The following is a 12,500-nucleotide window of genomic DNA, read 5'->3' as shown; positions in this document are numbered from 1 at the left end:
GAGCAGAATCTTTAACATCAATCAACCTTCCGAATGTAAAAGAAATAGGCTACCGTGCATTTTATGGAGCAATATCTTTAACAAATGTGATAGCACCAAATTTAGAAAGAATAGGTGCAGACGCTTTTGACAATACTTGATTACCAAAAGGTTACAAAATTGGAAAAGTAACCGTTTAGTTAATACATAAATTAACATAACAAAAAAAGGAAATATTCAAGGAATATTTTCTCTTTTTGTTATGTGTGCAAATCTTATATAAGAAAATAGCAAAAAATTTGAAAATGTTCCTTAATTTATGCGGTTATATCTCTCTTTACGGTTAAATAAAAGTATTAAAAGGAGTTTATGAAATAAAACTATTTAAAAATAATTATTGTTTTAAGGAAAATATTTTGATATGTACCCTCCTTACTGGTTTTTCTTTGTCCAACAAAGAGGGTACATACCATTTAGAACTATTTTTTAATTTTAAAATAAAATTAAATTTTTTAGTAAAAGTGTTATTTTTACATAAAAAACAGTAATAAATGAAAGTTTTACAATTTTGAAGGTATATTTCATTCATTTTTCTTAGTATTTTTTTTATTTTATTAAAAAATATGTTTATCACTTAATTATTCATTAATCAATGGAGTATTGCAATATTTAATTTATCTAAACATATTAAAAATATTTTTTTACTTTGTTTCTAAAAATACTGTATATGGCCATAATTACTAAATTATTAATTAAATATTTTTTTGTTTGAATTTTAAATTTGTATTATCTTAATTTGATAATTGATAAATTCTTAATTAAAGTAGCAGCGTCGTACTTTATAAGCTTTTTGATAGATTTTTGAATGAGTGATAATATAATAAAAAAGCATAATTTTAATTTATGCAACAAGGAAAATATGGATAAATTTCAAGTGAAACGAATTAATATTGCATCCTTTGATTGTGAATATATTGAAAGTAATAATCAAAAAAGTAATAACTTAATATTTGTGCATGGAATTGGCGGAGAATTTAATAATTTTTCAATTCCACTTGAGGAGATAAGTTTAAGTGATAATGATTTTAATTATTATGCCTTAAACTTGCCTTCGCATGGTAAAAGCCAAATAACTAACGAATTAACATCACTGACTAAAGCCGCAGATCTATTTGTTGAGTTTATTTTAAAATTAAACTTGAATAATTTGACTTTAATTGGACACTCAATGGGTGGTGGCCTAGTGATGATTGCCTTAAAAAAACTTCATGAAAGAATTAAAAAAATAATTTTAGTTGGGCCAATGAACAAAACTTCCTTGTCCAGAGTAGATGTTTATGATGAAACATTCTTTTTAAAGAATATTGAAGACTACAAAAAGCAAGTTGAACTATGCGTGTTCAATGCTAAAAAAATCATTAATAATCCATCGTTTTTAAAATTAAAAGCAATTCAAATTGCTGAAGATATAGCAAGTGGAAAAGCCTATGGAGAAGGCGTTTTAGCAAAAAGTTTGCCTGATATGAATAATATGGATTTAATCGAAGAGGGCATAAGGAATTGTACGGCACCACTTTATCTTTTTTATGGTTCTCATGATGGGATAATTGATGTTAAAAACATTGCTTCTTATTATTTAGCTCATAATAAGAATACTAAAATTTATTATTTTCAAGATGCAGGACATTCTATTTGAATTGATAAGAAAGAAGAATTTGTTACTAGATTTATCCAAGCATTAAAGGAAAAATAGTAAATGAAAAATAAATTAGTCATTTTAACAGGCTCTGGCCTATGTTTATCATTGCCTTTAGTGGCAATTGCGTGTGCAAAAACAGAAAAAGGTGCGAATGAATCGCTAATTAGCAAGCGAAATTATTTACAAACTATTACAAGAAAATTGAATTTAGAACCTTATACATTCGATTACTCAAGCGAAATAAATTTAACACCTTCTAAAAATAATCTACAAGCAACTTTAGGTGCAGCCGGACTTTTTAGAGTTGAAACTTTAGGCACTACGAATTATGATCAAAAAGCTAAAAAATTTACCTCACAAGCCAAAAGTAGACTTCGTTTTGACTTAGCTAATAAAGTTACCGTCCATAAATGAGATGGCACTAAAGTTGAATTTGACAATGATAAAGCGGAAATTATCACTGAAAGTCAAAGTGATGTAATACTTTTAGCTTCAAATGATAGTAGAAGCATCAATTCAGTAAATTTCAATAATGCTTTAAAAGAAGCTAAAGAAGTAGAAATTCATATTCGCAAAGGTGTTAACTATATTGATGCATCAGGAAAAGCTACAAAATATGAAGTTAAACCAATTGACTTTTGAATTTCTTATTTAAGAACTTACTATAATGGTGCTGCTTGACGCCAAAAAGAAGACTTTGGTGATGCAGTACAAGTTTCATTAATGGATCAAGAATTAAAAAACCGTAATGGAGATAAAAGTTCAATTCGCTTTACAAAAAACTTTTTATATACACATCATCAAATTTTTGAAGCTAATGGTGTAGATGGTGATGAATTTAATAAATTCGATAAAGCTACAGGCAAACCAATTTCAGCTATTAATGAGGCTAATAATTCATTAGTTTTTAAAGCCCACAGTAAAAAAGGCAATGAAAGCGATCATTCTAAAATTAATTTCAAAGAAGCTTTTGATAAAATGATCTTTAATTCACCTTTTTTCAATCCTGTTTCAGCAGAGAAAATTAACGATTTATATGAAGCTAATAAAGCTGAATTCGATAAAACAAAAACTGTTGAAATTGGCGAAGGAAATAACAAAAAACAAATAACTTTTCCAGTTTATGGAACGAAAATTGGAAAAGTTATTGGCTTATATTTTTATGGTGTAACTAAAGATGGCTACAAAGATAATATTTATGTTGGCCCTTATTATCCAGATAAAAATTTAAGTAGTGATTCTAAGTTAGTTTTTGTTAAAAATAGTCATTATTGAGATGAAGAATTTGTTAACGCCGAAGACAACTTTAAAACCTTTGAATTTCAATATAGCGAAAATAAAAATAGTGATTTAATTTTTGAAGATTTTAAAAAGAATGCTGTATTTGGCTTAGATTACTTTAGTTTGAATAACAAGCAAAGACAAGAAATTGAAGCATCTAAAAACCATACAATTTATTCAACTAAAGCAATTCAGCGTTCACTAAGCATAGGAAATACAGGGCTTTTAATTACACCAGTTCCACGTATTAGCGGGGTAAAAAATAAAATTGATTATAATCAAGCTTATAATGATAATTTCACTAAAATCTACTGAAATGCAACTGTTGAAGATATTGCAAAAGGTTTTATTGGCGAAAACCCTTCAGCACCAAATGTTAAAAGTATTTCTTCAGGATTTTATGAAGATAAATCAATTGCCTTTAGATCAATTTTAAATGCAGCCATAAACTGAGAATATCATGCTAAAAATAACGGTGGAAATAATACACAATTATGAATTACAAATGCAGCCCCAGATGCTAAATTTGGTGGTAAAGATCAAGAAAGCGCGAAATACAAGACACCGAGAGAAGCATCCGAATTAATCAATAAGCTTAGAGCTTATGATAAAGACGGAAAAGAAATAATTTTAGAAAAAAATACTGATAGTGGATTAAAAAGCGCTTCATTTAATAAGCTTAAAGAAGCTATGAAAAACTTATTAGATTCGCAAGGTATTAAAGAAAATGAAAAAGTTAGCTGAAAAGTCTATAATACAGCGCTTTTAAGCGAAAGAGATAGTAGAACATTAAAAGAAATGTATGCAATAATTAAGGAATTAGATCCAAGATTAGATCCGCAATTGGAAATTTTAAATGATCAAATTTCGATTAATCAACATATTGGTGCAGCCAATGGAACTGGGGATAATACTACAATAGTTCAACAAATTGCATACTCTTATGAAAATGATACAATTAGCTCATATATCGATAAAACTTCACACGCTTTATTTATGAGTCCTTTCGCCTTATATTATCGTTTTTCAATGGCCGAAGCCGATTCTACTTTAGCTAAAAATTTCCCAAAAATGTATCATTTATCAAAAGCTTTAAAATCGCAATTTGATAAAGGCGAGTTTAAACTAGCTTTAAAATACAATTACGAAAAAGATAAAAATACTGATTTAACTAAAGAACCTAATGGTTTAGGTTATGATTCTTACGCTAACTTAGAAAAGATTTTCGATGCTGTAAAATGAGATGATTTAGGCAAATTCAATAGCTATGAAGAAGGTAATTTATACCTTAGAGCTAGATGAGATGCAACTAATAAACAATGATTGCCACTTAAACCTTGATCGGGTATTGGTTATAAATTTAAAGTTAAATCTTCTAAAGTTGTTGAAGGGAAAACAGTTGAAGAAGTTTCGAGAGAAATAGACAATATTGTTGAATATAGAAAATTCGCAAGATGATACATTAAACAAGTCAATAATGATGATTTAATTGGCTTATTACAAGAAATGAATGTCTTGCGTGGCTTCCCGATTGATACGGAAAAATACATTAAAGAATTAAATGTTATCGTTGTACCTAAAGGATTACAATTAAATAACACTGCGAATGGCGTAATTTATGGACAGGATTACCGCATAATTAAAAATTAGACGAGGAATAAAATGCTAAAAAGAATCATAATTAAATTAAGCTTAATAATTCTTTTGGCGTTTTTTTCTTTAATGCTAATATTTGCTGTTCTATATTCAAAAAACTCACTGCCTATTGGTTATAAAGATAATGCTTCTGCGCATGAAATCAATACAATTGGTATTGAAATTTATCACTATGATAAACCTCTAATTATTAGATTCTTTTTATACTTAAAAGGCTTATTTACAGGCAATTTAGGTGAAATATATCGTAAACAACAATTGCAAGATACATCAGTTTATGATGCAGTTATTACTAATAATATTCATACATATTCAATTGGTTTAATTAGCTTATTTTTATCATTATTTGTTGGTTATTCTCTTGGCATTTGGGCTGGATATAAGCGTCGAAAAATAACTGATTTATTCATAAATTTATTTGTTACGCTTTGAGTTTCTATTTCAATAGTTGTGTTATTTCCGTTAATTTTATCTATATTAATTAAATTTGATTTATATAAACGCTTCAATGAGGATAAACGTTATGCTTATGTAATTGGAGTTACGATTTTAACTTTAGTTAACTTAATTTCATATACTCAATTAACAAGAAATAAAGTCAGCCAAATTCTTTCAACAGATTATATTTTGGTCGCTAAATCAACCGGAATGAACCCAAGTAAGTTGTTTTTTAAGTATGTTTTTAAAAATTCATTGCCACCTATTTTATCTTTATTGCCTTTTTCACTTTCTGGAATTTTAACTTCCAGTGTAATGCTTGAAAATTTCTTAGATATACCGGGTTCATGATCTAATATTTCTAAATACTTAATCAGTGGAGATAACTTTGTTATTATATTTGCCTGTGTAGTTTTAATTGGCGTTTTTTGTATTACATCATTAGTTGCAGAAATAATTTATATTCTCATAACTCCTCAATTAAATTTAAAAACGAATGTTTTTATAAAAAATATGTTTGTTGCTAAAACTAGCCGTCTACAGGCTTTAATGCAACAAAAAAATAAGATTTATGAGGTTAAAAATGGATAAAAATTTATTTAAATTGGCCTCAAAAGCAAAACGATATCATGGGTTAATGAGTTTAAATAATCATGCTTTATCAAAAAGGTATTTTGGTAATTGATTTAATATTTGTTTACTTATTTCACTTGCTTTATTAGTTATAATTGCTTTAATAGCTTACTTTTACGATTTTCAACCATACAAAACATTAAAATTTACAGGTTATTATGCGAATATTAGGGGTTTTGAAAATAATGAATTAGTCAGATTTGATTCATCAAATCAAATTTTTGAAGAGATTAATAAAATATTAGAGCAAAATAAACAAATTAATTTTAAAAAGGTGGAAATTGCTGGTGGAGCTGCTGGTTATTATTTACTTGTGGATAAAAAAGCCTTAGTAAAATTTTTATTAAATAGCAATACTACGCCATTTTTAGGAACGGATGCTTTAGGTGATGACGTATTTTTAAAGGCTAATAATTATTTAGTTCAATCATTATACATTGGTTTTTTATTGTTTGCTTTTGAGTTATTTTTCGGAATTATTATTGGTTCATTTTTCTCTAAAGCTAACCAAAAATTATTTTCAAAAGCATTTAAAAGCTTTATAGATAATATTATCGCCATCCCTGATTTAATTTGAGCTTTCATTCTATTTATTATTTTTTATGGTAGCACTTTAAATGAAATTAGCATTTATATAGCAATATTTATCCCGGGTTTTTTTAGAATAATGTATTGAGCTTATGAATACGGGAAAGAGTTTTATATTTCTGAATTAGTTAAAGCCTTAAGAAGCATAGGATGCGGTGAATTTAGAATTTTGTTTATTCATGCTATACCATCATTTTTCACAAAAATTTTAGTAATTTTTTCACGGAGAATTATTTATATTTTTGGCTTTATTTTAACTTTAAGATTTGTTGGAATAACTGGTAAAATAGCTAATATTAGCGATTTACTTATTAAAGATTATTGAGAATCAAGAACAGAAAACCATTGACAAATAACTTATCCAAGTCTTTTAATAATTTCGTTTAATATCTTATTTCAATTAAATGTTAATCAAATACATAAAGCTGTTGAGTTTAGATAAAAAAATCATGATTGTTCATGATTTTTTTCTTACTAATTTTTTTATTTAACTTTGTTTAATTTGATATTTTATAAAAAGGTCTTTAAATGAATTTAATGATATTGGCATTCCTTGTTTATCTCTGGTAAATTGGTAATTTTGGACTGCAAGCTCATATATTAGTTCTTGTTGTTTTTTTAAGCTGTAATTTTGAAATTTTGAGCTAAAAGTAAAATAAACTGTCATATTATTTCCAATAAATATTTTGCTCACTATAGTAATTCTGTTATTAAGCAATAATTGTTTTTCTTGATTGTTATCACTATAATCAATTAAATTTTCAATTAGCCGATTATCACTTAGTTTTAGATTTGTTTTATTTCACTTTTGCAATGCGGCAGCATTTATTGAGAGAATAATTAATAAAAATATTCCAGCTATCAAAAATGTAATATGTCCACATATTATATACAAATAAGAAGTATCGTTATTAGAAATAGTTCAATAAAGAGAGATTGCTAAACCAAATATATTTATAGCTATTAAAAGCAATGGCAATAAAAGAATAATGAGACACTTTTTAATAGATGATTTTATAAAATCATTTTTGACTTTGTATTCATTTTTTTGAAAATATTTAACTAACAAAATATCTTTTGAAATTATTCTCGAAATTATACCAAGCATAATAAATGGGGTAGATATTAATATTATTAATGGGTTGGTTAAAAATGCGATATACATTAAAGCTTCCATTAATTCCTCCTTTGTGATTTTATAATGAAATTATTAAACCAATTATTATTTATATTACTAAATTTCCTGTGGTACAGGCAATTTGGTAATATTTAAAATTCAAATCGAGTTAATAATCCTTTGTTTTTGAATACATAATTATTGTCATATTCAAAAACAACTTTAATGAGTTCCGGGTAATCTAAAAATGGGTTTCTGTTTTTTTGGTGTTTAAAGGTATAGTTATTTCTGTCTAAATCAAATTGAGTAAGTGGATCTTTATCTGATCACGTTAATAGTGTTTTTAAATATGTTGTTTTTATTTGATTGTCATCATCAAAAAATCTTCTCGCTTGATCAGTCATTCTAATATCTTGGTCTTGATAGGTTAATGTAAAATAGAAAATAGCTCTCGCTAAATCGCCTTTGAACTCATTAATTACTTCTGTAACTGGTCCATTGTCCTCAAGCGAGCTTCCAATTTTTGTACCGTTTTTGCTTTTGTAAGAAATATTTTTAACGGTTCCGTAAGGATAATTAGCGTGTTTTTCATTAACTAATTTATCACTAGGCCACACGAAATGAGCATCATTACGCATTGGTTCCTGTTTACCGAATCATGATTGCGGGATTATGTGTTCCCTGTTATATATTTGACCTTCTCTAGACTTTGAATTATTATTTTTTCCTTTATGCCTTAAAACGTATGGAGAGTTATTGTGAGCAGCCCTTCCTTCATGATTTTTTTTGTCAAATGTAAAAGGATCTTTTCCATTTGGATTTTCGCCATATAAATCTAAAAGTGTGCCATCATTTTCATAGTATCTATCGATAAAAGCATCATAATAAGTATTATAAAGGTGTGCATAAGTTTTAGTATTATTCCTATGCTCTTTTTGGATTCTAAATAGTTCGTTTCTTAATTCAGCACCACTTTTTCCATCCAAAGAAGCATAAAAATCGCTGGGTTTATATATTAATTTTTTAGCACTTTTAATTGATGGTGCAACTAAATTGGTATACACTTCGCTATTTAACTTATTTGTTCATTGATCAAATTGTTGATCTTGAGATGTTGAATTTGGCTGGCATTTTGCTGAAGTAATAATCGATGATATCGACAACGGAGCGAATAAAGATATTAATATTTTTTTATATTTTTTCATGATATATAATCCTAAAATTTTTGCACTCAATTATACTAAATTTAAGCCATATTATTATTTGATAACATTTATGAATTTTTTCGATATATCAAACAATAATGTATCAAAATATTTTATTTTTTTTCACTTTGAAGTTCATTAAAGGCAAAATGTGCGTATTTATAAGTTAATGAATACGAAATATTAAACATTTTTGCTATCGCATAAATATTTAACTTTTCTTTTTTATCAACGCGATTATTAACTAAATAATCTTTAATTTGATTATATATTTCTATTCTTTTAATTGCTGCCATAACTATCTCTCCCTTCTTTATCAATCTTCATTTTCATTATTAATATTAGCGTTTTTAATACTTTCGATTAAAAACTTGTTTGCAATTGGGGCATAAATTAATGTTCCTTTTTTATGATTAAATAGGGCTATTCTTATTTTCTATCTTCTTTTTAGTGAGTTGGTGTTTTTAGCGGATAAATCAATTGTATTTTGCTTAACAAATTGCTCTAACGGTGCTTTATCTTTTGTTTGATAGTAATGTAATAGTGCAGATTTGTAATCATTATTATTATTTAAAGTAAGATTAAATAATTTATTTTCTGCTAATAATGCTTTTTGAATTAACATTGTTGCGCTTCTTTTATTCCCATCATTAAATAATTGCTCTCTGGCGATTAATAATGGTACTGATAATAAATCATCTTGTTTGATAGCATCTTCTAACATTTCTTTATATTGATATTGTGATAATAATGGTGGGATATATTTAGAACCTGAAACATAAACATTTCTTGTGCGATAATAACCATTACCATCAACTAACCCGTCCATTAAGATTTTATGTAGTTGTAATATGTAATTGGTGCTTAAAGGCAAGTCATAGGTTTCAAAAATAAATCTTCATGCGTCTTTTAGATTAATCGCTACTTTTAGTGCGTCATCGTTATTTTCAAAATATTTATTATTAAGAATGTTTTGCGTTTCAAGTTTGGTAATAATTAAATTTTCAAAATGCACTTGTGCTTGAATGATATTTACAAGTTGATTTGAATAATCTTCAAATTTCAATAAATCTAATTCTGTTTCTTTCATAACTATTTTTTATCTTCTTTCATTATTTTTTTAATTTCATCAAGCATTTTAGAGTATGTTTTTGTAAATAAAGTAGTGTTTAAAATCTTATTAGCATTTTGTAATTTGATTAATTCGCTTTCTTTAATTTCATAAATTAATCTAATAATTGCTTTAATTCCCATATTAACTAATAGCATTTCTCGAAATACTTCTTCACTCATTGGTTTTGATAATTTAACACTTTGATTAAATCTAAATGTTTCTCATTCAACATAACCAAAAGGATGATTAATTTTATTTAGTCAATAATTATTAACTAATTTAATTGCTTTGGCTATTTCGTTTTGAAATTCTCATTCTAAATGTTTAGTTATATCCGCTTTATACATTTTATCTCCTTGTATCCTTATGTTATAAATATGATATATCATAAATTATCATAATATATCAAAATATTTTTATTTATTTTAATTTATCAATATTTTTAACAACGAAGTCAAATAATAATTTATAACCCTGATCCCATTTAATAATTTGTTTAGCATCAGCATTTACTGGTAAATAAACTAATCCTTTTTCAAATAGATTATCCATAAAAAAGTAATCACATTTACCTTTGCTTTGATATTCATACATATAATCAGTAATTATTTTATGGATTTCGTGATATTCTAATTTTCTTTTTTCCATTATTATCTCCCAGTATATTTTGTTTTAAAAACTTTTAATAAACTATTTATATCGTTATCTAAATGATATTTATTTAAAGCATCTAAATATGCTTTTTTATCTTTAACATTAACATATCAAAACTCTAAATTATTTTGAAATTGTTGTAATAAGATAATTGCTCTTCCAGTTCGCCCATTGCCATCGCTAAACGGATGGATTTTTTCAAAACGAGCGTGATATTCTAAAATCACGGCTTTTTTATTAATATTTGGTTGATTAATAGTTTGATTATATCAATCGTTTAATTTATCTAGTTTATAATGAATTACGCTTCAATCATAAGAAATAACTTGACTATGGTTAATTCTTACATTATGGTCTCTAAAAGATCCATTGTTATTTAATAAATTAGTCATTACGATTTTGTGTAATTTTAAAATGGTTTCTTTATTAATTTCTAAATCTTGATAATTGCTTTTAATATATTCAATTACTTCTTTAAAATTAATAATTTCATATACTTCACGTATACTTTTCAAAGAGCCAATATCATTAAAAGCGTCTTTAAATACTTGCCTTGTTTCTTGTAAAGTAAAAGTATTACCCTCGATCGCACACGACGAATGCGTTAATAAAATAGCGATTTCATCAAGTTGCTTTCGATTCATTTTTGTTAATTTCATAAGTTTTAAACCCTTTTTAATATTTGTTATATTATATCTCAAATTATCATAATATATCAAAAAACAAGATTTTCAAACATTAATTTCAAACATTAAACCAAATGAACCTCTTAGTTAGAATTCAACTAAGGAATATACAATTTTAGTATGGAAAATCAGGAATATGCAACAAAAAATGATTTAATTTAAAGACAAATTACAAGGCATAGCATTGAACAAATAAACAATTACCAATAGCTTTAGTTGTGTCAATTTCAACTATAAAAAGAAAGCGAAAACGATTGAGAGAGTTTCAGAAAACAGGGGCCAAAATCAAAATCTCTCATGGTAATTTGAATAACAAACATGCTCTTAAACATTCAGACGAGAAATTTATAGCATTAAGCAAAACTTATTTTAAAAGATATAGATTAACAAGAATGAGAACAATAATGATAGTTCCTCATTTTTGACTTTGATCTCTTTTTATGAATTTTTTGAACACTTTGAATGTTCAGAAACTAAAGATTTTTCATATTCAACTCTGGTTAGGCGCTTTAAACAGCTTGGAATTTCTAGTCCATATGCAACAAAAGAAGGTAAAAAAATTACCAAACGAAACAGAAATAAAGTTATAACTAATAAAGATTTATTATTTATATCTCAATTTAAATATTACGAATCCAAAGAAAAAATGAAAAGAGAAAAAAGAAGCTGTTTTAAGAACAGCTTCAATTTAATTAAAATAATTCATAAATTTCCATATTTAGAATTATTAAATACTGAAAATGTTATTACGCGGGCTGAGAAATATTTCAATCAAATACCTTAATTAGAATAAAAAATGAAGCATTGCTCCATTATCATAGTTAATTATTAAAGATGAAATGTTTCAAGTGATTTAATTGCTGCATCTCTAAAGCTTTTTCATATTCATCATCCGATTTAGCGCTTTGTTTGAGAGCATCCAGACCACTTTTTGCAAGGCCTTCTTTTGTGCTTTTGATTGATGAAGGTTAGGAGTGAGTCTAGAGTGGAGGATGTCCGAGCTATTTTGTTTTGTTCAGGGAGTTGAGGGATATTAATTAAAATATTATTGTGTTTTAGAAATAAAACACACAACTGAGTGGAATTTGGATAGTTGGTGTTAGACTGGTGTTGGGCTCAAAGGTAACTGAAGAGACTTGCTAATAAAAAAACAAGGATTTATGATATGTACCCTCTTTACTGGACAAATAAAAACCAGTAAGGAGGGTTATTTTTATGCGCTATAATTTTGAATTTAAAAGAAAGTGTGTTGAAATGTATCGACAAGGTATGTTGCCAAACACCCCTGATGGTGTTTCAAAAGAATTATTTAGAGCCACAGTTCGAAAATGGGTCAGAATCGAAGATGCACGTGGACCTGAAGCATTAAAGCACAAAATACAAAATAAGGTTTGGTCTTCAGAAGAAAAGCATGAGTTAGTATCTCGAGTGCTTGCAGGAAATTCGATTA

Annotated in this window: 14 protein-coding genes; 7 read left to right on the top strand and 7 right to left on the bottom strand. The window is 26.7% G+C overall.

What is annotated here, in order from left to right; genetic code table 4:
• Nucleotides 1–11 precede the first annotated feature (11 nt).
• The 5 genes from T385_RS03790 (at nt 12) to T385_RS0101785 (ending at nt 6,716) form a co-directional block, all read left to right on the top strand.
• Nucleotides 12–179: a leucine-rich repeat protein gene (locus T385_RS03790; RefSeq protein WP_408633462.1), complete on the top strand. Its 168-nt coding sequence runs from the start codon at nt 12–14 to the stop codon at nt 177–179.
• 719 nt (nt 180–898) lie between these two features.
• Nucleotides 899–1,732 (top strand): alpha/beta fold hydrolase, encoded by an 834-nt coding sequence (locus tag T385_RS0101800; protein WP_029905997.1) that lies wholly within the window; start codon nt 899–901, stop codon nt 1,730–1,732.
• Nucleotides 1,733–1,735: 3 nt separating this feature from the next.
• Complete coding sequence (locus T385_RS0101795) at nt 1,736–4,609, top strand: OppA family ABC transporter substrate-binding lipoprotein (RefSeq protein ID WP_029905995.1); 2,874 nt, start codon at nt 1,736–1,738, stop codon at nt 4,607–4,609.
• A 12-nt stretch (nt 4,610–4,621) separates the two neighbouring features.
• The gene (locus T385_RS0101790) at nt 4,622–5,644 is read left to right on the top strand and encodes an ABC transporter permease subunit (protein WP_029905994.1); all 1,023 of its coding nucleotides are present in this window, start codon (nt 4,622–4,624) and stop codon (nt 5,642–5,644) included.
• The gene (locus T385_RS0101785) at nt 5,637–6,716 is read left to right on the top strand and encodes an ABC transporter permease subunit (RefSeq protein ID WP_029905992.1); all 1,080 of its coding nucleotides are present in this window, start codon (nt 5,637–5,639) and stop codon (nt 6,714–6,716) included. The genes T385_RS0101790 and T385_RS0101785 overlap by 8 nt, the downstream gene beginning before the upstream one ends.
• Before the next feature lie 45 nt (nt 6,717–6,761).
• On the opposite strand, the gene T385_RS0101780 is transcribed toward T385_RS0101785, so the two are convergent.
• From T385_RS0101780 to T385_RS0101750, 7 genes are all read right to left on the bottom strand, one after another.
• Complete coding sequence (locus tag T385_RS0101780) at nt 6,762–7,451, bottom strand: MAG0920 family protein (protein WP_029905990.1); 690 nt, start codon at nt 7,449–7,451, stop codon at nt 6,762–6,764.
• A 92-nt stretch (nt 7,452–7,543) separates the two neighbouring features.
• Nucleotides 7,544–8,596 carry an endonuclease gene (locus T385_RS0101775; RefSeq protein WP_051677958.1) on the bottom strand — a complete coding sequence of 351 codons (1,053 nt, stop codon included), beginning with the start codon at nt 8,594–8,596 and terminating at the stop codon, nt 7,544–7,546.
• A 113-nt stretch (nt 8,597–8,709) separates the two neighbouring features.
• On the bottom strand, nt 8,710–8,892 hold the full coding sequence (locus tag T385_RS0101770) for a hypothetical protein (protein WP_029905985.1): 183 nt from the start codon (nt 8,890–8,892) through the stop codon (nt 8,710–8,712).
• A 140-nt stretch (nt 8,893–9,032) separates the two neighbouring features.
• Nucleotides 9,033–9,686, bottom strand: a complete 654-nt coding sequence (locus T385_RS0101765) for a Fic family protein (RefSeq protein WP_029905983.1) — start codon at nt 9,684–9,686, stop codon at nt 9,033–9,035.
• Nucleotides 9,687–9,688: 2 nt separating this feature from the next.
• Nucleotides 9,689–10,057, bottom strand: a complete 369-nt coding sequence (locus T385_RS0101760; protein ID WP_029905981.1) for a hypothetical protein — start codon at nt 10,055–10,057, stop codon at nt 9,689–9,691.
• A gap of 73 nt (nt 10,058–10,130) precedes the next feature.
• Complete coding sequence (locus tag T385_RS0101755; protein ID WP_029905978.1) at nt 10,131–10,358, bottom strand: hypothetical protein; 228 nt, start codon at nt 10,356–10,358, stop codon at nt 10,131–10,133.
• Between the two features lie 2 nt (nt 10,359–10,360).
• Nucleotides 10,361–11,023: a Fic family protein gene (locus T385_RS0101750; protein WP_029905976.1), complete on the bottom strand. Its 663-nt coding sequence runs from the start codon at nt 11,021–11,023 to the stop codon at nt 10,361–10,363.
• A 448-nt stretch (nt 11,024–11,471) separates the two neighbouring features.
• Between T385_RS0101750 and T385_RS0101745 the strand changes: the two genes are divergently transcribed.
• Together T385_RS0101745 and T385_RS0101740 are read left to right on the top strand one after the other, a co-directional pair.
• Nucleotides 11,472–11,834 (top strand): hypothetical protein, encoded by a 363-nt coding sequence (locus T385_RS0101745; RefSeq protein WP_029905974.1) that lies wholly within the window; start codon nt 11,472–11,474, stop codon nt 11,832–11,834.
• A gap of 431 nt (nt 11,835–12,265) precedes the next feature.
• Nucleotides 12,266–12,500, top strand: a 235-nt coding sequence (locus T385_RS0101740; protein WP_029905973.1) for a hypothetical protein, incomplete at its 3' end; no start/stop codon positions are given.

It is taken from the genome of Mycoplasmopsis opalescens ATCC 27921, assembly GCF_000712185.1.
Lineage (GTDB): Bacteria > Bacillota_I > Bacilli_A > Mycoplasmatales > Metamycoplasmataceae > Mycoplasmopsis > Mycoplasmopsis opalescens.
The sequence above is the reverse complement of the archived record's forward strand: the minus strand, read 5'-3'. Positions and strand labels throughout refer to the sequence as shown.